Raw genomic sequence first — 23,438 nt, 5'->3', positions numbered from 1 at the left:
GCCGCCTGGCAGGTATACATATATAGGAAGTTGAGAATACGAGCTGACATAGCGAGCGACGCTTTGACAGGGCATCCAAAATATCATAAATTTATATCGAATTTCTCCGAAGCTGTAAAAAAGGACTGGAAGCTATTTTTCGTGAAGTTTTGTAAGAAAGCATGCAAAAAGGCAAAAATGAAGCGAAAATCGCCTCTAGCAGACGAGGAAATACGTGAAATCCCAAAATGTGGATTGATTGACCGGCATTATTCTGCTACTTTTAATTAGGCATACACTGGACTCTGCTAAGCATGGGAGCTAGTTTACACAAACATATGTTTGCGTTATGATAATTATAGCGCATTGTCGTTTTCCAGTGATAAGAATGGAATAATGACTTTAGAAACAGTTTTTTTGTTCGAAGAAGGGAGCCGATGTGGCATTGGCAAAACAAGCATCGCATTACTCAGATGACTCTATTCAAGTGCTTGAAGGACTTGAAGCGGTCAGAAAGCGTCCCGGCATGTATATCGGTAGTACTGACAGTCGGGGATTACATCATTTAGTTTATGAAATTGTCGATAATAGTGTGGATGAGGCACTGGCAGGCCATGGTGACAAAATCAATGTGACCATTCATGAGGACAACAGTATTTCTGTTGAAGATTTTGGCCGCGGGATGCCGACGGGCATGCATGCTACCGGAAGACCTACTCCTGAGGTTATTTTCACTGTCCTGCATGCTGGCGGAAAATTCGGCCAGGGCGGCTATTCGACAAGCGGAGGATTGCACGGTGTAGGTGCATCAGTCGTAAATGCTCTTTCCGAGTGGCTAGAAGTAACGATTCACCGGGACGGCAATATTTACACACAACGCTTTGAGAATGGCGGAAAACCTGCCACTTCACTTGTGAAACAAGGAAAAACAAAGAAAACAGGGACCAGCATCCATTTCAAACCGGATCCGTCCATGTTCTCTACAACAAGCTATAACTTTGATACGCTCGCTGAGCGTTTGCGCGAAGCGGCTTTCTTGCTTAAAGGAGTGGCGTTCCATATTGCTGATAAGCGCAGCGATAAGGAAGAGACATATTTATATCCAGATGGTCTGCAGTCCTTTGTTGATTATTTGAATGAAGAAAAAGATACGCTTCATCCTGTGCTTGCCTTTGAAGGCGAACAGCAGGATATTGAAATCTTCTTCGCATTCCAATTCAATGATGGCTATACCGAAACGATGCTCAGCTTTGTAAACAACGTCCGTACAAAGGACGGCGGTACGCATGAAGCGGGAGCTAAGTCCGGTATGACCCGTGTATTCAATGAATACGCACGCCGTAATAATCTCTTAAAAGAAAAAGATAAGAACCTGGAAGGAACCGATATCCGGGAAGGTTTGACAGCGATTGTCAGTGTCCGGATACCGGAAGCATTGCTTCAATTCGAAGGACAGACGAAAAGCAAGCTCGGTACATCCGAAGCCCGCTCTGCAGTAGATGCCCTTGTATCAGAAAAACTTTCTTATTTCCTTTCCGAAAATCCGGATATTGCCGGCATGCTCGTGAAAAAAGCGATACGTGCGAAGGAAGCACGGGAAGCTGCTCGAAAGGCCCGCGAAGATGCCCGCAGCGGCAAGAAAAAGAAACGCAAGGATACGCTATTGAGCGGAAAGCTGACACCAGCTCAATCCCGCAACCCGCAAAAAAATGAACTGTATCTGGTAGAGGGAGATTCTGCTGGCGGTTCTGCCAAGCAGGGACGTGACCGTAAATTCCAGGCTGTCCTGCCACTTCGAGGTAAAGTTATCAATACAGAAAAAGCCAAGCTGCAGGATGTTATGAAGAATGAAGAAATCTCCACGATCATCCATACAATTGGTGCTGGCGTCGGAGCGGAATTCGACTTGGAGGATGTGCAGTATGACAAAGTTGTCATCATGACCGATGCTGATACAGACGGTGCGCATATTCAAATCCTATTGCTTACTTTCTTCTACCGTTACATGAAGGAATTGATTGAAGCCGGCAAGGTATTCATCGCACTTCCGCCTCTGTACAAGATTTCAAAAGGCAAAGGCAAAAAAGAAGTGATCCGTTATGCCTGGAGCGATGAAGAGATGCGAGAAATCGTCCAGGAACTGAAAAATGGCTATACGATCCAGCGTTATAAAGGACTCGGAGAAATGAATGCCGACCAGCTTTGGGAAACAACGATGGATCCTGCCACTCGCACGCTCATCCGTGTAACGATCGAGGACTTTGCTCGTGCTGAACGTCGTATCACGACGCTTATGGGCGATAAAGTAGAGCCACGACGTAAATGGATTGAGAGTAATGTCGCTTTCGGTATGGAAGAAGACGGGAATATCCTCGAAAACGACAAGCTGCACAACTAAGGGGGATTTCTTTTGGAAAACTATTTGGATCTGCCATTGGAGGAAGTCATCGGAGACCGATTCGGCAGATACAGTAAATATATTATTCAAGACCGCGCGCTGCCGGATGCCAGAGATGGGTTAAAGCCGGTACAGCGCCGGATTTTATACGCAATGTTTGATGAACGGAATACACATGACAAACCGTTTCGGAAGGCGGCAAAGACCGTTGGTACCGTAATCGGTAACTTCCACCCGCATGGAGATACTTCGGTGTATGAAGCAATGGTGCGACTCAGCCAGACATGGAAAGTCCGTAACGTACTTATTGAGATGCATGGGAATAACGGTAGTGTCGATGGAGACCCGCCGGCTGCAATGCGTTATACAGAAGCAAGATTATCCAGCATCGCTTCTGAACTGCTGCGGGATATCGATAAAAATACAGTTGAATTTGTGCCAAACTTTGATGATACGAATGCGGAACCAACTGTTCTTCCGGCAAAGTTCCCTAACTTGCTTGTAAATGGATCAACTGGTATTTCTGCTGGATATGCGACAGAAATACCGCCACATCATCTTGGTGAGGTAATCGATGCTGTTATCATGCGCATGGACAAGCCAAGTGCCACGGTAGATGAACTGATGACCGTCATGAAAGGTCCTGATTTCCCTACTGGTGGTATTATTCAGGGTGTAGACGGTATCAAGAAAGCATATGAGACCGGTAAAGGCAAAATCATTGTCCGTGGAAAAACAAGCATCGAAGATCTCAAAGGCGGCAAACAGCAAATTGTCATTGATGAAATTCCTTTTGAAGTGAATAAAGCGAATCTCGTTAAACGAATGGACGAGCTCCGTCTGGACCGGAAAGTGGAAGGTGTCGCAGAAGTACGAGATGAAACAGACCGTACTGGTATGCGAATCGTAGTAGAGCTCAAAAAAGAAGCAGACGCACAAGGTATCCTGCATTATCTATACAAAAATACCGATTTGCAGATTTCTTACAACTTCAATATGGTGGCAATCAAGGATAGAACACCACAGCTGCTCGGTTTGGCTAGTCTGTTGGATGCCTATATCGGACACCAAAAAGAAGTCGTTACGCGACAATCGGCATATACACTGCAAAAAGCGAAAGATCGGAAGCATATCGTTGAAGGATTGATCAAAGCGATATCCATTCTCGACGAATTGATTGCAACCATCCGTGCATCCAAGGATAAAGCTGATGCGAAACAACGGATCGAGGCAGCATATGGCTTCACAGAAGCGCAAGCAGAAGCGATTGTGAATTTACAGCTATATCGTCTGACAAACACAGATATTACAGCATTGCAGCGTGAAGCGCAGGAGCTGGATGAGCAGATTCAAAAGCTTGAGGATATCCTGAAGAACGAAAAGACATTGCTGAAAGTAATCAAGCAAGATCTTCGGACAATCAAGAAAACCTATCATACAGATCGACGCACAGTGATCGAGGATGAAATCGAAGAACTGAAGATCAATCTGGAAGTAATGGTTGCTTCAGAGGATGTTCTGGTCACTGTTACACATGATGGCTATATTAAGCGGACTAGTCTTCGTTCTTATCAAGCTTCCAATGGTGAGGATTTGGCGATCAAGGAAGAAGATCATCTGATCGGCATGCAGGAAATCAATACGACTGATAAGCTGCTCGTCTTCACGAATAAAGGGAAGTACAGTTTCATGCCAGTGCATGAGCTGCCGGATATCCGCTGGAAGGATCAAGGACAGCATCTGGCCAATATCGTAAGCATGGATAAAGACGAAAAAGTCATTGCCAGCATTCCGGTGCGTGATTTCAAGCAAGGTGGCTATCTTGTCTTTTTCACAAAAAATGGTTCTGTGAAACGAAGTGAATTACAGCTTTATGAAGCAACACGAGCAAACAAATCTTTGACTGCCATCAATCTGAAGGCAGGCGATGAAGTTTGTCATGTGTCTTTGACTGATGGAAACAAACAGCTGTTCATGGCCACAAATTCAGGTTATGGATTATGGTTTACCGAAGAAGAAGTCAGTCCGATCGGCATACGTGCAGCAGGCGTCAAAGGTATGCAGCTGAAAGAAGGCGAGTATATTGTCGGTGCCCAGGCTTTTGATTTGCAGCATTCGCCGAGTGTCGTAGTCATCACGCATAGAGGTTCCGCAAAACGGATGAAACTGAAGGAATTCGAACTATCCGGCAGGGCGAAACGAGGTGTTGTCATGCTTCGTGAATTGAAAAAGAACCCGCATCGAATTGTCGGTTTTTACGTATTGGAGCAGGCAGCAACGATTCATATGGAAACGAAGGATAAGCAGGATCATATTCTCGAGCCGATGAATTTGAATGCAAATGATCGCTACAGCAATGGTTCTTATGTTTTGGATACAGATAAGCACGGAGAAGTAGTCGCTACGTATCCGGAAGCAATATACGACATTGCATTTCCACAAGACAAGCCGTAAGTAAACGGTAATATTATTATGTAAACTAGAGAGGCTATTAGCCTCTCTTTTTCATTTTTACTGCACACGTCAGACTCTGCAAGGATAGAATAATTGACAGGCGACGCATTTTACATGGTATAGTTTTACGTATAGCTAAATGAACGGGGGAGCAGAATGGATAATCGAACGTTTAGAGATGCAATGGGGAAATTTGCAACAGGTATTACAATAGTTACAACCGAGGTTGCTGGGGAGATTAAAGGAATGACAGTGAACGCCTTCATGTCGGTATCACTGGAACCGAAACTTATTGCCATATCAATTGATAAAAAAGCGTCATTATATGACATTTTGCAAACAAATCCTACTTTCGGAGTAAGCGTTTTAAAAGAGGAACAAAAAGATGTCAGCATGGTATTTGCCAAGCAGAAAGAGCAGGAGAATCCAGTACCGATCACAAAACTGCAGGAGGTTCCAGTTGTAGATGGAGCCCTTGTCAATCTAGCGTGTAAAGTTGTGGATAAAGTAATAGCTGGTGACCATGTTATCATAATTGGAGAAGTGGAAGATTTAGTGCTGCGTGACGGTAATCCAGTGCTGTACTTCGGAGGCAGTTACCGAGAAATCAAAGCGACATAAGGAAAGGAAGCAGAGCCTATGGAGCAAACTACAATCCTGGTAGTGGAAGATGAAAAGAAAATGGCAAGGCTGCTGCAGCTGGAGCTTGAGCATGAGGGTTTTGCTGTTGATGTAAAATACGACGGTCTGGATGCATTGGAAGCTTTCTATGCAAATACCTATCAGTTCATTTTACTGGATGTGATGCTGCCATCATTAAGCGGAATGGAACTGCTGCGGCGCATTCGCAAGCAGGATGCCCATGTCCCGGTCATGCTGCTGACAGCTAGAGATGCAGTACCTGATAAGGTAAGCGGGTTCGATCTAGGTGCAACAGACTATATGACGAAGCCCTTCGAAATCGAAGAATTATTGGCGCGCATACGTGCCCACCTTCGCCATACTGTATCAGCCGCTGCGGTACAAGATCCTGCACTGCAGGTTGGTGATTTGACACTTGATGAGAAGACAAGGACCGTCATCCGCGGTAAAAAGGAGATAGAGCTTACACCACGGGAATATGATTTACTATTGTTCCTCATGAAGCATGAAAAACAGGTTTTGACACGTGATCAGCTGCTGGAGAGAGTTTGGGGATTCCAATATGCTGGTGACACGAATGTGGTCGATGTGTATATCCGCTATTTGCGGAAGAAAATCGATACAGGTGAAAAGCGTAAGCTGATCAAGACTGTCCGGGGTGTCGGATATACGATCAAGGATGAAGAGAAGTGAAGCTCCGGACAAGGATCCAATTATACATAGTTGTTACACTGGTGATCCTGTTGCTCATCGTAAATATGTCTATCTATTTCTTATTCCGGCAAGTAAGTTTGGATAATAGTGTCGATCGATTACATGAACAAGGCCGGGCCTTGGCAGAGACCGCTGCCACGGTCGATTGGAAGGATACGTCACGTACTAGTTTGTTCCAGGCAGATTTGCCAGCGGAGGGGCTGGTGCGTTTCATAGGGTCCGATGGACAAAGTGAGGGTGTGATTACGAGAGCTGAAAAGTATCGGGAGCTCCCATTTACATACACTTCACAGGAACAGGATCAAACATATTACCACAATGGCAGCTGGTATGCAGAAGTGTCGATTCCTGTTATCCGGGATAATGGCATTTATACGATGCAGGTTGCAGAAGAGCTTGTCAGCTTAGGACAGACACTGCAAGTGCTCAAATACTGTCTGACGATAGCGGGATTGATCATACTGATCCCATCCATACTCGGAGGCAGACTGCTGGGAAGCTTTCTGCTTCGGCCTATCCTGGCTCTGACATCGACGATGCAGGCTATCCGCAAGAGTGGCAAGTGGAAACGTATGGAAACAGAAAACAGAAGTCATGACGAACTCCACGCACTAAGTGAAACATTTAATGAAATGGTCGATCAGCTGGAAGAAAACTTTTCGAAGCAGCAGCAATTCGTTTCTGATGCTTCACATGAATTGAAAACACCAATCAGTATCATCAAGAGCTACAGTAAGCTCTTGGACCGCTGGGGTGCTGATGATCCTGCCGTACAGCAGGAATCTGTCCAAGCAATTCATAGTGAAACGGAACGGATGCAAGCTTTAGTCGACCAGCTGCTGATTTTAGCAAAGGATGATCCGGAATTGCTGCAAAAAGAATCTGTGGATCTTGGCAGTATAGCGGAAACATGTGCAGCAGCGATGGAAACAGCTTACCAAAGAGAAATCATTGTACGCGCGGAGCAGGCTTTATTCGTTTTGGCAGATAGCAATATGCTGAAGCAGGTCGTCTATATCTTGTTAAGTAATAGCATCAAATACAGTGACGAGCTAATCGAGATAAGTGTTAAGGCTGAGCGGAATGAAGCCATCCTGACTGTTACCGATTATGGAGAAGGGCTCGATGAGAAAGATCAGTTGCGTATCTTTGATAGATTTTACCGGGTGGATAAAGCCCGCACCCGGGAAAAAGGAGGCAGCGGTCTCGGTCTGGCCATTGCCAAACAGCTCGTAGAACTGCATGAGGGGAAGATTGAAGCAGCCAGCGTCTTAGGTGAAGGCTCAACGTTCACCGTACGTCTTCCAAAGTAACTTCTCATCAAATTCTAATAAAGTACTTACCTTTCTTTTAATGGAGAAAATATATACTGGCTATAGATCATAGCTGGAGGCGATAGAAGTGAAGAAAAAGTGGATTATTCCTGCTGCGGTTGTCGTGCTAATAGTTGCTGTCTTTGGTATATATCAAATGCAGGCATCAGCTGGAGAGCCGGAGATGACAGTCGATCAAGCGCGGCAGCAAGCGGAAAAACAATATAACGCAACCGTAACCGAAATTGAGTTGGATCGCAGCGGAAGCGAGCCGAGATATGATATCGATTTGGAAAACGGAGAGAAGCTGTATGATTTGACTTTGAACGGAAATACCGGGGAAGTAATCAGTTTGAAAGAAAGCAGCAGACAGATAACTTCATCGAATACAGACAGCACAAATCAACCGTCTGGCGATGACCAGCAGCAAAGTGAAAATGAGCAATCTGCTGACGATCAGCAGCAATCGGACAAAGAGCAGACAGCTCCTTCACAAAAGCAGGCTTCACAGGCTGAAGTGAAAATTACGATGGACGAAGCTATTAAAATTGCGACAGATGAAGTAGGCGGCAGCGTGACCGATGCGGAGTTTGATGAGGAAGATGGACTGCCAGTTTACGAATTAGAGCTTAAAACAGCCGATGATGAAGCGGAAGTGGTCATCAACGCACAATCCGGAGAAATCGTAACAATCGCATATGATAGCGAGGAAGATTGAAGCAGCGGGAAGCTGCTTTTTTTCTTGGAAGCTTGTCCGAAACCAGCAGAACAAGCAGAAGGTTTAAAGATGCTAGACAGGCCGTTCGACCTGTCTGTGTAATTGGTAAATTAGTAGCTGCTTCCGTAACCCTTGCCAGATGCACCAACAATGATCAAAAGGATGAACAATACAACGATTAAAGCAAAGCCTGTTCCGTAACCCATCTTTACACCTCCCTTTCTTCAAAGATGATGTATTATATGGTTTGTCTGCTGGCTTTGAATGGGTAATATTCAGATGTTTTATATAATTGGTACAACCCATTTTTTATTAAGAATATATTCCTCACCAATCCATGTGATTATTGGCGATCAGCCATTAGCTATAACATTTTTCCTTCTCAGTACATAGCATACAAAGACACCACTTTATATGCTATGTATTGGTGCATACCTCCAGCTATCCCGGGCTATCTCAAATAAAAAAGCTCAAAATCGCCGGCTTTTTTATTTGGATAGTTTCCTCCAAAACTTTTAGCAAGATGGGCCAATAACCATACAGTGGATTAACGCTATTCATATATTACTACCAAAGTACATGGAGGTGTTTTCATGAGCGACGGAGGATACAGCTACGGCGCAGGTTTTGCGCTTATCGTTGTTTTGTTTATTTTGCTTATCATCGTTGGAGCAGCATGGTGCTGATTTAAATAAATGAGACTGCAAATCTATGCAGTCTCATTTTTGTATGTCATTTGAGGTCCAACAATAGCTCTTCCCCCTTCCAACCAGGTAAAATGATTATAACTTATAGGATTAGGAGGAATTATCTGTGGAAGGGTTTTCACTTGATGCCTGGAGCAGTCCAGGTTGCGTATGGAATGGTGAAGTCTAAATGCGATGGTTCGTCCTTGTCATACTACTAACTGGATGCAGTTATCAGGAGCCCGTCTCAAATAAATGTCAGCAACAGATGACAGGGTATTTGGATATTACGGAAGATAATCTGTATATCATCCCCAAGAATGAAGAAATACGTTATAAGCTGAACGGAGTTGCAATACCCGGTACTATTCAGAATGGAGAGGAAATTACAGTTACATACACAAGCATCCTTGAATCATATCCTCCTCAGCTTACAGTGTGTAAGATGCAATCAAGGTAAGCATATCACTTCCCTCTTGCCTGCATCGTATTGGATAATAGGAAGATACTATGCAGAAAAGAAGGGTCCGCCTATGAAACAGATACATTCCAATGTTCTCACTTACCGTGGATCACATTATGATTTCGGCGTGATGCAAGGAGAACGCCTGAAAAATACACCGTTATATGCATATCAGCAAAAACAAAAGCAGCGGAATCGCCGCCGTTTTACCGTAAATCCAGCAGATGCTTTCCGCATGTTCCGCAGCTACCATCCTGGTATTTATGAAGAGCTGACAGGGCTCAGCGATGCACTTGGTCTTTCCATCGAGGAAACATTGATGGATTACAGCGGCTTCCAGCAGGAATGGATCAATTCCGGTTGTTCAATCGTCGCCGGCACTGATTTTCTTGCACGGAATTATGATTACCATCCGAAAACATATGAGGGACGCTTTGTTTTATACCAGCCATCAGAACAAGAGTATTTCGCTACTATCGGTCCAACCCAGCGGATTCTTGGACGTATTGATGGCATGAATGAAAAAGGATTGACGATTGGCTATAATTTTGTGCACCAAAGATTCCCTGAGGAAGGCTTCATTTGCAATATGCTTTCACGTATCCTTCTGGAGACGTGTTCGACGACAGAAGAAGCAGTCGAAAAACTGACAGAAATGCCGCATCGTCACTCCTTTAACTATGTAATAAATGATGCTGCTGGTGTCCGTCGTGTGGTAGAGGGCAGCCCGCGCGGTACTGCAGTGCGAGAAGCAAGCTATAGTACGAACCACTTTGACGTGCTGACAAAAGAGAACCGCCATCATCTTGTGGATAGTAAGCGGCGATTGGATAACATCCAGACGCATTATAAAGAAAATATGGTCGCATCTGAAGGTTTCCGTCTTTTAAACGATCCAAAATATGATGTTTTCTCAGACCAGTATCGCAACTGGGGAGGTACTATCCATACATCTGTGTATAAACCAAAGGAATTGAAAATGGGATTTGCTATCGGAAATCAGCAGCCGACTGAAGTTGATTTCGGCAGCTGGCTCAAGGGTGAAGAATTGCCATTCAGTCAGTTTACGGGTGATTTGGACACGGATGTCCGTATTCCTTATATGGGAGAATGAGAAGAAAACCGCATTTACAATGGTAAGTGCGGTTTTCCTGTTTTATAATAAAAAATATGAATGCGCATACATACGAGGAGGGATCATCTATGCGGCGAACAGCGGAAACAACTGAATTGTTCAGTTTGTCAGCACTATATCAATATTTCGAAACAAAAAATGAACCACAATATAGCAAGAAAGTGCTGGATTTGGTGGAGAAGGCTGAGAAAGGAACTGCCTTCATCTGTTTCACGGGGCATTTTTCGGCAGGAAAAAGCTCACTTATTAATACACTGCTTGGTGACCAAGTGCTTCCAGCCAGTCCAATACCGACGAGCGCCAATATTGTGACCATTCAGCAAGGAGAGCCGAAAGTCTTCGCTTATGGAGAGGATGATACGAAATATGAACTTCCTTCTCCGTACCGCAAAGAAACATTGGATACATATTGCAGGAATAAAGATATTCGCAGAATCGACATACAAGATGACCAAACAGTCCTCCCAGAGAGGGTAGCTTTGATGGATACACCCGGAATCGACGCGAGTGACGATGCAGACCGATTAATGACTGAATCGGCACTGCATCTCGTGGACAGTATGTTTTATGTGACAGATTATAATCATGTGCAGTCGGAAGTGAACTTGCTGTTTTTACAGCAGCTATCCGAACAAAAACAGCCATTTTATTTGATCATCAATCAAATTGACAAGCATCGGGAAGAAGAACTGGCTTGGGCCGATTTCCAAACTGGGGTCACAAACGTATTTGAACAATGGCATATTACACCTGAAGCAGTTTATTATACGACATTGAAAGAACTGGATCATGAACATAATCAGCTATACGCTGTGAAACAAAAGATGCAAGACATGCTGGCCAATCAGGAACAGCTGCATAAAGCAGGACTGGAGCGAGGTAAACAACGCTTGATTGCTAATTATCTGCAGGACGCAGAACAAGAATTAGCGGAAAAGAAAGCAGCATTGTGGGAGCAGCGTCATCAATTGGATCACACCGCTGCGGATGCAGCCAGCAATTGGCGGGAGAAGCAGAAAGCTGCAGAAGAAGACGGACGGGAAACGATTCAGCAGACACTCAAGAATGCGAATTTGATGCCTTATGAAGTACGAGAAGTAGCCGAAGTCTATTTAGAATCGACATTTCCTGATTTTAAAGTAGGTTTGTTTAGCAGTAAACGAAAGACAGCAGAAGAAAGGGAGCAGCGGCGGGCTAAGACAGAAAAATTGATTTATCAGCAAATAGAGAAGCAGTTGGTTTGGCGGATTCGCGATAAGCTTAGCGACTGGGCGAAGAAGCATGATGTATATACAGATTCCGTACAAGTACTGCTGCAGGATTTCTCAGTTGAGCTGCCAGCTGATTTACTGGAGCAGCACCTCCAACCAGGAGCAAGTAAAAATGGTACATATACACTGGTCTACACAGCTGCTGTCGAGGATCATATCAAGCTGTCTTACAAGAAGGCAGCACTGCAAGTAGCAGAAGCTGCAATACAGACAACTCAAGCAGCCTATCAGCAGGCGACACAACTCGAAGATCAGGAAAAAAGCAAAGCTGCGGAAAATGAACGGATCGAATCGGAAATAAATCAGCTGCATCAGTCTTATGAAAAAATCGCAAAACAAATTCGCCAAACAGAGCGCAATACGGATGCAGAAGCTATCGAAAAGGCAAGACAGGCAATGATCAATCGATACCAGCTCAAAGAAAGCATGGATCTATTGGATTCCGTTACCAAGGCAAATAAAGAAGAGCTGGAAACGGAGGCAGTTGTGCAGCATAAATCAGAAGGAAAGCTGACAGCAGAAGAGATGGCGGGACAGTTGGAGGAAGCTGCTGCTGCACTCAACGGTGTCGAAGGATTTCAATCAGCAATAGAAGATATCAAGAATAGAAAAGAAAAACTGATACATCAAGATTACACGTTGGTCCTCTTTGGAGCTTTCAGCGCCGGAAAATCTTCTTTTGCCAATGCGTTGCTTGGTGAAAGTTTACTGCCAGTGTCTCCGAACCCAACTACGGCATCGATCAATATGCTGAAGCAGGCAACCAGAGAGCATCCGCATCAGACTGTAGCCGTTAAGTGGAAATCACGCCAGCATATCGAGGCTGATATCGAGAGCTTAAGCGGAAAGCAGCTAACGCTGGAGGATTTCTTATCTGAGAACCCGACTGATCTTGTGCAGGATAAAAGGCATCAAGCTTTTCTGCAAGCGGTCCAAAATGGGTACAATGTGGTACACGCTAGTCTTGGTACAAAAGGGACAATTCCGTTCGAGGAGTTCGGTGATCATGTAACAAAAGAGACATTAAGCTGTTTTATCGAACAGATAACCGTTTATTTGGATAATGCGTTCCTGAAGCAAGGTGTCACATTGATTGATACTCCTGGAGCGGATTCAGTCAACGCCCGTCATACGGATGTGACGTTCCAATTCATGAAGCATGCAGATGCGATCCTTTTCGTGACTTACTATAATCACGCATTCTCGAAGGCAGATGAACAAGTGCTCCAGCAACTGGGAAAGGTAAAAGGAGCTTTGGAGAAAGACAATATGTTCTTCATCGTAAATGCGAGTGATTTGGCTAAAGATGATGAAGAAGTCCGTTATGTCACTTCCTATGTGGCATCGAATCTGGCAAACTTCCAAATCAGACAGCCGCGTCTATTCGCCTTGAGCAGCTTACTTGGGTTGCAGGAGAAACAGACTTCCAAGATGCTTAATTCGGGGCTCAGCGAGCTGGAATATGAATTAAATGGCTTCATACGAAACGAGCTGACAGAAGTCATTATACAAGGCGCAAGGCAGGAATTGAAAAGACAATATGGACAGCTGCAAGCGTATAGCAATGCGATGGATTTAGATGAAGAAGCGAAATTACAGAAAGTCCATCAATATAAACAGGAACAAAATGAAGTTTTAGCTAAAGCACAGACGTATACACAGTCTGTGTTTCTGCAGGCAATTGTACAGCGGATTGAAAAGCAGCTGCATTATGTGAAAGAAAGGCAGCTACTTGAAGCGAATGATCTGTTTAAACAATGCTTTAATCCATCATTGATCAGAAGCAGCGGATCATCAGGTAAAGCGGAAGTAGTCCGGCAGATTAAAGAGTTTGCTGAGAGGGTCCAAATTCAGCTGGAGCAGGAATACCGGGCCGTCACCATTCGAGTAGACAGAACAGTCCGAGAGCAGATAAAGCAGTGGAGAAGCGGATTGGAGCAAGCCATACAATCGGTGAACGAGGTGTTATCCTTGGCAGTACCCGCAGATAGGGAACTGCCGGAAACTTCGCCGCCAGAAACGCATTTCCGCTTTGAGCAGAGTACTGTCTTAAGACTCCAAAAACTGTATCGAGGTCCAAAGCCCTTTTTCCAAGGAAACGAAAAAGAGAAGCTCAAAGAGGAACTCCTTAAGCTGATGGAGCCGATTCTTGCTGACTTACTGCATGTGTATACATCAGCTATGCAGAGCCACTATGAAAAAATCTGGAGGTCAGAGGAAGAACTGCTTCAGAAGGAGACAGCGGCACAGCTGGAAAGTTATTATACTGGTATGCTCCGGGCTTTGACAGACACATCATCCCGTCAAAAGCTTCAGCAAGCAATTCAAACTTTCACAGCCCTTACACCGGAAAAAGTTTGACCGATGCCAATCCAGGATACTGTATAACCAAAAGGCAATAGTCCAGGAGGTTAGCAGTCATGGAGCAAACACAAAAGCTATTTTCACAGAAACCATCATCTTATTGGCGTAATTCAACGGATATGCCGACATATTCAGCTTTGGAAAAAGATCTGGATACGGATGTATTAGTTATTGGTGCAGGGATCGCCGGTATCACGACAGCATACGAACTAACGAAGCGAGGCAGAAGTGTCGTCCTTATCGAAGGTCGTGAAATTATCTCTGGTACGACAGGATATACAACAAGTAAGCTGACGGCACAGCACGATATCATTTATCAGGGCTTGATTGAACGCTATGGCGAGGAAACTGCAAAAAAATATTTCCAAGCCAATCTGCGGGCCATCAATTATGTGAAGGATACAGCAGCCGAGCATGGAATTGATTGTGAATTCGAGGAGCAGGAGGCTTATATCTATACACAGCTGGATGAAGGTGTGGAAACAATTGAGAAAGAGGTAGAGGCCTACCGCAAGCTTCAGATTGATGGCTATTTAGCTGACACGATGCCGCTGGACATCCCTATCAAAGCCGCCGCTGTCATGCGTCAGCAAGCTCAGTTCCACCCGGTGAAATATTTAGTAGGCTTATTGAAGGAAATCGAGCTGCGAGGCGGAAGTATTTATGAACAGACACTAGCTGTCTCGTTCGATACGGAGTCTCGCCCGGTAGTCCAGACAGAAAATGGTCATACAATTACAGCTAATCATGTTGTCAGTGCAACACATTTTCCGGTGCAGGTGGAGAATCAATATTTCTCCTCGAATATGAACCCAAAGAATTCTTACGGCATTGCTATCAAATCGAAGAAACCGTATCCTGACGGTATGTACATCAGTCTGGAGTCGCCAAAACGTTCCATTCGGAGTTTGAGAAAAGGCGACGATCATTATGTGCTTGTCGGAGGGGAATCCCATGTGACTGGCGATGGTTCTTCTATACTTGATCGATACGAACGAATTTATCAATTTGCTGAAGAGCAATTTGGAGTAGAAGAACTTTATGAACACTGGTCCAGCCATGATCTGCTCACAACCGATCAGCTGCCATTCGTCGGTAAAGTAAGTGACGATGCGCCCGGAATCTTCACAGCAACAGGCTTCGGTAAATGGGGCTTATCAAATGGTGTAGCTGCCGCTAGTTTACTCGCTGATCTTATTGAAGGTAAAGATAATGAATTTGCAGATGTATTTAAAATTGGCCGTGAAATGGAAGAAGCAGAAGCTGTCAGTATCGGTGAGGATGATGTGAATCGTATCAGCAATGAAGCTGTTTTGAAACCAGATGACCTGCCGATTGGAAAAGGTGCCATTCTTGAAAAGAAAGGCCAGACGATGGCTTATTATCGGGATGAACAGGGGGAGTTGCACGAAATGAGTGCTTCTTGTACGCATAACGGATGTCCAGTTTCGTGGAATGATGCAGATCATACATGGGATTGTTCCTGCCACGGATCTCGCTTTACGGCTGTAGGGGAAGTTGTGGAGGGTCCTGCGCTTCGAGCATTGGATAGAGATTAAGTGGAGAAAAAGCTGCTGGTTGGCGCCCAGCAGCTTTTTCTAGTTTACGATTCTTATTCCATTGGAAGGTATTGTTGGTGACATGCAGAAGATAGTATTATGCTGATGCTGAATTGATTCGTATAGGAAGGAACCACATGCTTTACTAACTGGTTTAGCGACTTTAAAAAACGAGAGAATAATGAAAGCGAGGTACGGATAATGGAAAGAGTTACACCATTTTTAATGTTTCAAGACGGCAAAGCAGAAGAAGCGATGAATTACTATACATCACTCATTGAGGATTCAGAAATTAAAACCATAACTCGATATGGAGCGAATGAAGGTGGGGCTGAAGGAACAGTGATGTTAGCCGCATTCTCCTTAAAAGGTCAAGATTTTATGTGTATAGACAGTAATGTAAATCATGCATTCTCGTTTACACCGTCTTTCTCGATTTATGTTACATGTGATACGGAGCAGGAACTGGATGATCTTTATCAGAAACTAAACGAGGGTGGTATAGAGCGTATGCCGCTTGATAATTATGGCTTCAGTAGGAAATTTGGCTGGACGGATGATAAGTTCGGAGTTTCATGGCAGTTAAATCTGCCATAGGATTAGTTTAATATGTTAGAGAGTGATTAGCTGCTGGATATGACTAGCAGCTTTTTCATTGAAACTGTTTCATTACAGTTCTTTTCAACCATATACTTACGACAATACTAGACAGATATTCTCTTACAGATCAATCTTATGGAAAGCTTCCATCCCCTTTATCGTTTCCTCTGGTTTAAGAGAACTAATCACTACTGTTTGATGTTTTAAAGTCAATTCTATTCCCTTCTTACTACTCATTATATAACCCATTTCTCCTTTGAAATTCACGCGTAATCCCCAGCCGCCAAAACGCTTTAATGGACTGTACTGGATAGCTTTATAATGCTTAATGTCCTTATACAAGAACGTTTTATAATGGAAATGGAACGGTATAAAACGAATATATAGACCACCCTCGCGCACTTCAACAACTAGCTTTGTCCATTTGAGTATGATGACTGGAGAAGCAATTCCAAAGATAATCCAAAACAATATTACAACAGCATTTGGAGCCGGATTACTGCCGAAAGGAAGGCCTAAGACAACTTGCAGAATAAAGCCGTACCAAGTTATTCCTGCAATAGTCAGTATGATAAGCCAAAGCAAGGGCTGCCTGGGACGTTGGATTTCTTTATAAATTACTTTATTTGTTTCTATAACAATCACTCCTTTAAAATAGGCAGAGGCTTGAATAAAACAAAAGTGAGCTGTTCAAATAACAGCCCACTATTGGAAAAGAATATTAATTACTGATCAGGTCAATGAACTTTATGACAGCTTCCTCGTTTCCGGGATCAACGTAAACAAGCTCTGTATGTGTAATTATATCTTCTAATTCCTGTGTCATTGTGCTTTCATCTAAACCTTCTGGAGGAGTGGGTGAACCCCCATACCAACGTCCTGGTAATGGAACGTTGTACACATTGATCGTGCCATCTCCATTACTGCTATATGTTACAGATCCATCCACTATGCGGGAACCACTTAACTGAACGACATCTTCCGGATAAGTGACACTAGGAAAATAATCAGGTTCTAGTGCTGTGCCAGCTGGAATATGGCGTATATACAATCCGTCAATCTGCTGGTTTGGACCTAGCTGCAGCCATACTCTAGCGTATTCGATTTCTTCAGCGGAATATCCCGCCAATAGATTATCTCCTTCGGTTTCATATGTATCAGTCGTGTCTTCACTGGTTTTTGTTATCTCAGAAGACTGGATATTTTCTTTCACTTGAGACGCATCAGCAGTATCTCCTGATTCAGTTGAGTCAGATTCTTTTGTTTCTCTTTCAGACTCAGATTCATCTTCTGATTTTCCTGGTTGATTTTTACCTTCAGACTCTACATTCTGCTGAACAGATGCTGAAGCAGCAGTTAAATTTTCTTTAGAATCTTCTTCTGAACTTCCATTAGTATTGCTAGCGCAGCCAGCAAGCACTAAAACAAGTAATGAAAGTGCAGCATACGAATACCAGCTCTTACTGAGCATCCTCATATAATCATTCCTTTCTTCGTCATGTATATTGTAACGCAGTGATTGTTCCAAATAAAGGAAGTGATGAGAATTAAGTGGAATATCATGGTCTTTTTATATGGTTAAATGTCGATCTCTTACTTGGCAGAAGGAAAATCTGGAACTCAGCATTCTAGGTTTTTTCCTTTTTGCTTTTTTCAGACTTACTTAACAATTTTAATAAATAAGTTAAGCGTATTTTAGGAAAAATGTAAATTATAGAACTACTTTTAAAAGAGTTATCATGCTTTGGTATATATGTAATAATAGATGCTAATATTTAGCAGGAAGTTAGCTTATAGAGCAGATTAGTCATTAATCGTGTATTTATAACAAAAATTTTAACAAATTGTAATAAGGGTGGCTTTTCATTGCCTAGATTATAGAAAGATTAAAATTGACCAAAGCTAAGTAAAAATTCACTGTTGCCATTTAGGTTCTGCAGAGTTGGAGGTAAATGAATTGTCTATTATTATTGGGATTTTAGGAATACTTGTTTTAGTCGCTGTTGCTTGGGCTATGTCAAACGATAAAAAGAACATCAATTATAGAGCTGTTGGTATCATGCTAGTTATCCAGCTTATATTAGCCTGGTTCTTGCTGAATACATCCATTGGCAGAACCATCATCAAGAAGATTGTAGATGTATTCACGAAAGTACTTTCATTTGGTCATGAAGGAATCGCATTTTTACTAGGTGACTTATCTACAAAGGGTTATTTTTTCTTTGACGTTCTTTTGATGATTATTTTTGTATCTGCATTATTATCCATTTTAACTTATACCAAAATACTATCGTTCGCCATTAAGTATATAGGCGGTTTTGTTTCCAAAATAACTGGTCTTCCGAAAATTGAATCATTCGTTGCTGTGAACGCCATGATTTTTGGTAATACAACGGCAATTCTGTCCGTCAAGTCGCAAATTCACAAACTCAGTCCTAACCGACTGTTTATTGTCGCTAGTTCATCACTAGTAGCGGTATCATGTTCAACTCTAGGAGCATATTTACAGTTGATTCCCGCTGAATATGTTCTAGTAGCACTGCCATTAAACGTTTTCTCAGGTCTGATATTATCTTCCATTGTAGCGCCGGTAACAAAGGAAGAAGATTTTGAGATAGATGTAAAAGAAATGAACAATGAGAAATCTTTCTTTGAAGCTATTGGTAATGGAACAATTCTAGGTGGTAAAACGGCTCTTATTGTAGGAGCAATGTTACTTACGTATATGGCGTTACTTGCAATGGTTAACTTTATTCTGGATGGTATAGTGGGGATGACATTCCAGGAAATCATCGGTTATGTATTTGCTCCTGTAGCATTTATCATGGGAATCCCAACTTCCGAAATTGTTAATGCCGGTTCTGTCATGGGTACAAAAGTAGCTGCTAACGAGTTTGTTGCAATTACTGATTTCGTCAAAATACTGCCTGACATGTCCACAAAAACAGTAGGTATTGTTTCGGCTTACTTGATTTCATTTGCGAACTTCTCCTCCATTGGGATGATTTTGGGTACGGTACAGGCTATCGATCAAAAGCAGGCAAGCTTGCTGGCTAAAGTCGGATTCAAAGTTCTTTTAGTGGCTACAATGGGATCAATTTTGACAGGAACGATAGTAGGACTGTTCCTGTAAGAGCGTGAGTATCTAAATTACAACCAAAAAAGACTGTACACAACTTCGTGTACAGTCTTTTTTTGTTTTATGTTACCTTAATGGCTCAGGAATAATCAGCGAGTGTGATTCATTGTTTTGTGGTTTCTCCAGCAGGACTTGTGATCTCCCCTTGCAACCATCCGTGATAGCTGCAGTGGAGTTGAAATGGTCAAATTTATGGCTCTGCTGACAATGATCAGCAATGTCACTCCATAGATTTCTCCTGCTTCCTGCAGTGCGGCGGCTGTTCCAATCAGTCTGCATTAGGAGCAGTAACTTCTCAGTTAGTCGGAATTGCTGGAGAAAACTATGCTGTTCCTATCGGCATAACTTTTTTTGACTAGCATACTTGCTGTTGGAAGGTCATCAACAGCTTACATGATACGTAATATGCATTTATTTAAGTATATTTAGAAAAAAGAGAGGCGGAGTTTCAAAAGAAACTCCGCCTCTCTTTCTATCATTGTTTATTTATTCAGTTCAACCGTTTCGTTAACATCCGTCGATTTGGCACTTTCTCCTTTCATACGTTTATACATAAAGGCGATTTGTTTCTTGAAATTACCCGTATCCCAATATTCCGCTGCTTCTGCTTGTACCTTTATTAAGACAACATTCGGATCATCATAGGAGGTTTGCATGATTTTCTCATATGCTTTGTTCCATAATTCCTTTTTCTTGTTTAAATCCTCTACGATTTCCGCTCGTCCACGTACAGATACATAAGACTTGCCAGCATAGGCGACATTCACATCTCGATCATGCAGGATCTCTTCATATTTATCAGTCTCTTTTTTAGTAAAAAACCATAGGTCCCCGTCGAATTCTACTTCTTGCGTTTTCATAGGGCGAGAAACAAGTCCTTCTTCAGCTACAGTCGTCAGCATCGCCGTGTCTACGTCTTTGATTAGCTCTCTTAATGTTGCCATTTCTTCTTGCTTCATCATTTACGCCACCTTTTACTAGTTTATATAGGTATACTACCCTTCATGTCGATTTTTATTCGGGTGTACAGCTTACTAAACTCACTCTATGAGATTTGCGGTTTTTCTTAAAATGCGTATATAAGATAGTCAAATAGAAAAGGCTGTACACCGTTAGGGGGCACAGCCTTTATCCAATTTAATTCTTAATCCTGTTTTGACGACGATACCATATCATCACTGGAATCAATAAAACCGAAAGAACGCCACCAATAATGGATAACGTTGGAAAACTTGAACCTGCTACAACCATCCCGGATAAAGCGCCGCCAGCAGCACCCGATAAAGCAATCAAAACATCCACTGTACCTTGCGTTTTCGCTCGCGTGCTGGTTTCGGTTGAATCTACAAGGAGTGCCGTACCGCTTATCAGACCGAAGTTCCATCCCAATCCGAGTAAAGATAGAGCAATGATAAGCAGAGTCATGGAATCACCGGGAGCTAATGCAGTAATACATCCTGCCAGAAGTAACGTAACTCCAGAAGCGACTGCCATTATTGTGCGGCCCAATTTATCGACAAGAATACCTGTAAATAAAGAGGGGAGATACATCGCGCCAATATGAAATCCAATAACAAGACCTACCATGCTCAATCCATGGCCATGATGATGCATGTGCACCGGTGTCATTGTCATAATAGCTACCATGACAATTTGTGTAAGAATCATGATGATTGCAGCAACTAGAATGCCACGCTTATTTAAATGACCAGATTTAGCCGGATTTTCACTCTTACGATTCACCTGCTTCGTTGCCTCGATCTCCCGTGCTATGACTAATGGTTCCGGACGAAGGAAAATGAAGAGGACAAGACCTGCTGATATGTAAGCTGCTGCTGCTAATATAAATGGACCTGCCAGTGCTGGAACACCAATAGTCGCAGCAAATCTTCCCATTACATTGACTAAGTTTGGTCCAGCAACGGCGCCGAATGTTGTGAAAACCATTGTCATGCTGATAGCTGTGGCTCGTTGCTTGCTATTTGCTAAATCTGTGCCTGCATAACGAGCTTGCAGGTTGGTTGCTGTTCCTGCACCATATATGAGTAAGGAAGCAAATAATAGCAGGATACTATTTATAACCGCTGCAATGATGACTCCTATTGCTCCAATTCCGCCAATGATGAATCCCGCCGAAAGACCTGCCCGGCGACCATACCGTTGTGAAAGCCTGCCGACAGAGAATGCAGCTCCTGCTGAACCTAATGTAAATAACGCAGTAGGTAAACCAGCGTAGGCATCGGTTCCAAGCATTTGCTGGGCAATGAGCGCACCCACGGTAACTCCCGCTGCTAATCCTGCGCCCCCAAAGATTTGTGAAATACTCACTACGAATAATGTCCGTTTGTATAAGGATGTTTGTTTTTCAGGAGAACGAACATAGCTTTGTACATCCATTTTATTTTTCGGAATATCAATCACCTCTCTATATTATCGATTTATAAAAACTCCAACCTAGGTTTGCACTATCATAGCACGCACAAAAAAGCCATACAATACGATAATTGTATGGCGAACAATTCACTTTATCTTGTCAAGCAGCTGTCTAAGGATATCCAGTCCTCGCTTTAGCTCTTCAATTGTTTTCGGTGCGCAGACAGAAACCCTTACAGCTCTTTCAGGAGAACTGTTCCCGACTACAAACCGGTCAGCTGCGTACACTTGCACGCCTTGTTGTGCTGCTAATGTTTCGAACGCAGCACCAGTAATCGTACCGGGTAATACAAGCCAACGAAAGATTCCTGTATCTGCGCCTAACCAGGTGTAGTCCTTCAAATACCTATTTGCGATTTGATTTCTGCGGATCGTCTGCTCACGGTGTCCTTGAATCAACATTTCGAATTGATTGGATACAATTGTGCGGGCTGTAAGTTCTGCTAACAGCGGGGAAACGGTTATATTCAAATTGTAAAGTGCTTTTGAGATTGGCTCCTTAAACTGACTTGGTACAGCTACATAGGCCAGTCGCAGTCCTGGAGCCAATGATTTAGATAAGCTCGCAATGTGTATGACTTGTTCCGGAGCGAACGAAGCAAGGGCGGGCAGCGGATTTTCGTGAAGAAGATGATACGATGCATCTTCTATAACAAACAGATTATGCTTCTTTGCAATTTCCGCAATCCTTTTTCGCTTTTCAACAGATAGAAAGGAAGCGGTAGGATTGTGGTAATCCGGAATCAAATAAATGCCTTTTATGTTTTCGTTTTTACAAGCGTATTCCAATGATTCTGGACTCATCTCATAATTTTCTGATTTTATGGGTACAGTTTGTACACTAAGCATGGAAGCAACTGTTTTTAAGCCAGGGTATGTATGAAGGTCAACACCGATACGATCGCCAGGTTTGCATAGGCTTGCCAGTGCGGCGGCAATCGCATTCTGCCCGCCATTCGCAAACAGAATATGTTCGACAGATGTCTCAAATCCACTTCTTCCAATCAGCTTAACCGCTGCATCCTTTTGCCATAGGCTTTCGCCTGGCCGGCCATAACCGAACCACTTTTCATATCCCGACTCTTGAAGCATGCTTTTCAGTTGAAGCAGCAGCGGCTCGTAAGACGCGTCATCTGGCAGGGTTGCACCCATTTCAATCATGTGCTCAGGTTTTGTATCTTCAAGTAAATAAGCATTCGACAAGGCATCATATGATACAAATGTTCCACTACCCACAGAAGCGCTTAACAATCCCTTTAATTCACAAATTTTAAAAGCTTTTGAAATGGTACTTACGTTTAAATCCAAATAATCAGCAAGTTCTCTTTGAGGAGGAAGTTTGGTTCCAGGCAACAAAACACCTTCTATTATATCCTGCTCCAATTTATCTGATATCGCATTATATATAGGCTTTTTCGCTTTATCAATAGAGGGTTTCCAGCTCATGGGATAGTTCTCGAAAGAATTTATTGGCGGCATGACTTACACATCCTTTTGAAATTTTTTACTTTTTAATCAATCTCCGATAAAACTTGATATTTAGCGTTTATTTCTATTTAGAATCGGGAAA

The 23,438-nt window shown here is 43.0% G+C and carries 19 protein-coding genes; 13 read left to right on the top strand and 6 right to left on the bottom strand.

Going from position 1 to position 23,438, the window contains the following annotated elements:
- Nucleotides 1-418: 418 nt before the first annotated feature.
- The 6 genes from parE (at nucleotide 419) to SFC25_RS03825 (ending at nucleotide 8,218) form a co-directional block, all read left to right on the top strand.
- Nucleotides 419-2,377, top strand: coding sequence for a DNA topoisomerase IV subunit B (gene parE / locus SFC25_RS03850; protein WP_411214019.1), 1,959 nt, complete (start codon nucleotides 419-421; stop codon nucleotides 2,375-2,377).
- A gap of 12 nt (nucleotides 2,378-2,389) precedes the next feature.
- Nucleotides 2,390-4,831 carry a DNA topoisomerase IV subunit A gene (gene parC, locus SFC25_RS03845; RefSeq protein WP_411214018.1) on the top strand — a complete coding sequence of 814 codons (2,442 nt, stop codon included), beginning with the start codon at nucleotides 2,390-2,392 and terminating at the stop codon, nucleotides 4,829-4,831.
- Nucleotides 4,832-4,987: 156 nt separating this feature from the next.
- Nucleotides 4,988-5,452, top strand: coding sequence for a flavin reductase family protein (locus SFC25_RS03840; RefSeq protein WP_411214017.1), 465 nt, complete (start codon nucleotides 4,988-4,990; stop codon nucleotides 5,450-5,452).
- Nucleotides 5,453-5,470: 18 nt separating this feature from the next.
- On the top strand, nucleotides 5,471-6,166 hold the full coding sequence (locus SFC25_RS03835) for a response regulator transcription factor (RefSeq protein WP_411214016.1): 696 nt from the start codon (nucleotides 5,471-5,473) through the stop codon (nucleotides 6,164-6,166).
- Entirely contained in the window at nucleotides 6,163-7,500 is a 1,338-nt protein-coding gene (locus SFC25_RS03830; RefSeq protein WP_411214015.1) for a sensor histidine kinase, read from the top strand. Before SFC25_RS03835 ends, SFC25_RS03830 begins: the two co-directional genes overlap by 4 nt.
- An 88-nt stretch (nucleotides 7,501-7,588) precedes the next feature.
- The gene (locus SFC25_RS03825) at nucleotides 7,589-8,218 is read left to right on the top strand and encodes a PepSY domain-containing protein (protein ID WP_411214014.1); all 630 of its coding nucleotides are present in this window, start codon (nucleotides 7,589-7,591) and stop codon (nucleotides 8,216-8,218) included.
- 110 nt (nucleotides 8,219-8,328) lie between these two features.
- On the opposite strand, the gene SFC25_RS03820 is transcribed toward SFC25_RS03825, so the two are convergent.
- On the bottom strand, nucleotides 8,329-8,424 hold the full coding sequence (locus tag SFC25_RS03820; protein WP_411214013.1) for a YjcZ family sporulation protein: 96 nt from the start codon (nucleotides 8,422-8,424) through the stop codon (nucleotides 8,329-8,331).
- 387 nt (nucleotides 8,425-8,811) lie between these two features.
- Between SFC25_RS03820 and SFC25_RS03815 the strand changes: the two genes are divergently transcribed.
- The 6 genes from SFC25_RS03815 (at nucleotide 8,812) to SFC25_RS03790 (ending at nucleotide 16,293) form a co-directional block, all read left to right on the top strand.
- Nucleotides 8,812-8,904 (top strand): YjcZ family sporulation protein, encoded by a 93-nt coding sequence (locus SFC25_RS03815; protein ID WP_038560545.1) that lies wholly within the window; start codon nucleotides 8,812-8,814, stop codon nucleotides 8,902-8,904.
- Nucleotides 8,905-9,094: 190 nt separating this feature from the next.
- Nucleotides 9,095-9,364, top strand: a complete 270-nt coding sequence (locus SFC25_RS03810; protein WP_411214012.1) for a hypothetical protein — start codon at nucleotides 9,095-9,097, stop codon at nucleotides 9,362-9,364.
- Between the two features lie 73 nt (nucleotides 9,365-9,437).
- Nucleotides 9,438-10,481, top strand: a complete 1,044-nt coding sequence (locus SFC25_RS03805; protein ID WP_411214011.1) for a C45 family autoproteolytic acyltransferase/hydrolase — start codon at nucleotides 9,438-9,440, stop codon at nucleotides 10,479-10,481.
- An 89-nt stretch (nucleotides 10,482-10,570) separates the two neighbouring features.
- Entirely contained in the window at nucleotides 10,571-14,134 is a 3,564-nt protein-coding gene (locus SFC25_RS03800; protein WP_411214010.1) for a dynamin family protein, read from the top strand.
- 59 nt (nucleotides 14,135-14,193) lie between these two features.
- Entirely contained in the window at nucleotides 14,194-15,696 is a 1,503-nt protein-coding gene (locus tag SFC25_RS03795) for an FAD-dependent oxidoreductase (RefSeq protein WP_411214009.1), read from the top strand.
- Nucleotides 15,697-15,897: 201 nt separating this feature from the next.
- A complete protein-coding gene (locus SFC25_RS03790) occupies nucleotides 15,898-16,293 on the top strand; it encodes a VOC family protein (RefSeq protein WP_411214008.1) in 396 nt (131 codons plus the stop codon).
- 123 nt (nucleotides 16,294-16,416) lie between these two features.
- On the opposite strand, the gene SFC25_RS03785 is transcribed toward SFC25_RS03790, so the two are convergent.
- Both SFC25_RS03785 and SFC25_RS03780 read right to left on the bottom strand, forming a co-directional pair.
- Complete coding sequence (locus SFC25_RS03785; RefSeq protein WP_411214007.1) at nucleotides 16,417-16,941, bottom strand: DUF6141 family protein; 525 nt, start codon at nucleotides 16,939-16,941, stop codon at nucleotides 16,417-16,419.
- A 76-nt stretch (nucleotides 16,942-17,017) separates the two neighbouring features.
- Complete coding sequence (locus tag SFC25_RS03780) at nucleotides 17,018-17,773, bottom strand: hypothetical protein (RefSeq protein WP_411214006.1); 756 nt, start codon at nucleotides 17,771-17,773, stop codon at nucleotides 17,018-17,020.
- 480 nt (nucleotides 17,774-18,253) lie between these two features.
- On the opposite strand from SFC25_RS03780, the gene SFC25_RS03775 reads away from it, so the two are divergent.
- A complete protein-coding gene (locus SFC25_RS03775; RefSeq protein ID WP_411214005.1) occupies nucleotides 18,254-19,429 on the top strand; it encodes a NupC/NupG family nucleoside CNT transporter in 1,176 nt (391 codons plus the stop codon).
- Nucleotides 19,430-19,917: 488 nt separating this feature from the next.
- On the opposite strand, the gene SFC25_RS03770 is transcribed toward SFC25_RS03775, so the two are convergent.
- The 3 genes from SFC25_RS03770 to SFC25_RS03760 form a co-directional block, all read right to left on the bottom strand.
- On the bottom strand, nucleotides 19,918-20,397 hold the full coding sequence (locus tag SFC25_RS03770) for a pyridoxamine 5'-phosphate oxidase family protein (protein WP_411214004.1): 480 nt from the start codon (nucleotides 20,395-20,397) through the stop codon (nucleotides 19,918-19,920).
- A 175-nt stretch (nucleotides 20,398-20,572) separates the two neighbouring features.
- Nucleotides 20,573-21,832 (bottom strand): MFS transporter, encoded by a 1,260-nt coding sequence (locus tag SFC25_RS03765; RefSeq protein WP_411214207.1) that lies wholly within the window; start codon nucleotides 21,830-21,832, stop codon nucleotides 20,573-20,575.
- 123 nt (nucleotides 21,833-21,955) lie between these two features.
- Nucleotides 21,956-23,347, bottom strand: a complete 1,392-nt coding sequence (locus SFC25_RS03760; RefSeq protein ID WP_411214003.1) for an aminotransferase-like domain-containing protein — start codon at nucleotides 23,345-23,347, stop codon at nucleotides 21,956-21,958.
- Between the last annotated feature and the right edge of the window lie 91 nt (nucleotides 23,348-23,438).

The sequence above is a fragment of the Terribacillus saccharophilus genome (genome assembly GCF_046592595.1).
Taxonomy (GTDB): Bacteria; Bacillota; Bacilli; order Bacillales; family Amphibacillaceae; genus Terribacillus; species Terribacillus saccharophilus_C.
Note: the sequence above shows the minus strand (reverse complement) of the source record. Positions and strands in the feature narration are given on the sequence as shown.

Excerpts from the sequence above, each read along its gene's own strand:
- SFC25_RS03760 (WP_411214003.1), bottom strand. The coding sequence starts at position 23,347 with ATGCCGCCAATAAATTCTTTCGAGAACTATCCCATGAGCTGGAAACCC.
- SFC25_RS03805 (WP_411214011.1), top strand. The coding sequence starts at position 9,438 with ATGAAACAGATACATTCCAATGTTCTCACTTACCGTGGATCACATTAT.
- SFC25_RS03765 (WP_411214207.1), bottom strand. The coding sequence starts at position 21,832 with ATGGATGTACAAAGCTATGTTCGTTCTCCTGAAAAACAAACATCCTTA.
- SFC25_RS03815 (WP_038560545.1), top strand. The coding sequence starts at position 8,812 with ATGAGCGACGGAGGATACAGCTACGGCGCAGGTTTTGCGCTTATCGTT.
- SFC25_RS03810 (WP_411214012.1), top strand. The coding sequence starts at position 9,095 with ATGCGATGGTTCGTCCTTGTCATACTACTAACTGGATGCAGTTATCAG.
- SFC25_RS03790 (WP_411214008.1), top strand. The coding sequence starts at position 15,898 with ATGGAAAGAGTTACACCATTTTTAATGTTTCAAGACGGCAAAGCAGAA.
- SFC25_RS03835 (WP_411214016.1), top strand. The coding sequence starts at position 5,471 with ATGGAGCAAACTACAATCCTGGTAGTGGAAGATGAAAAGAAAATGGCA.
- SFC25_RS03780 (WP_411214006.1), bottom strand. The coding sequence starts at position 17,773 with ATGAGGATGCTCAGTAAGAGCTGGTATTCGTATGCTGCACTTTCATTA.
- SFC25_RS03800 (WP_411214010.1), top strand. The coding sequence starts at position 10,571 with ATGCGGCGAACAGCGGAAACAACTGAATTGTTCAGTTTGTCAGCACTA.
- SFC25_RS03820 (WP_411214013.1), bottom strand. The coding sequence starts at position 8,424 with ATGGGTTACGGAACAGGCTTTGCTTTAATCGTTGTATTGTTCATCCTT.
- SFC25_RS03840 (WP_411214017.1), top strand. The coding sequence starts at position 4,988 with ATGGATAATCGAACGTTTAGAGATGCAATGGGGAAATTTGCAACAGGT.
- SFC25_RS03795 (WP_411214009.1), top strand. The coding sequence starts at position 14,194 with ATGGAGCAAACACAAAAGCTATTTTCACAGAAACCATCATCTTATTGG.
- SFC25_RS03770 (WP_411214004.1), bottom strand. The coding sequence starts at position 20,397 with ATGATGAAGCAAGAAGAAATGGCAACATTAAGAGAGCTAATCAAAGAC.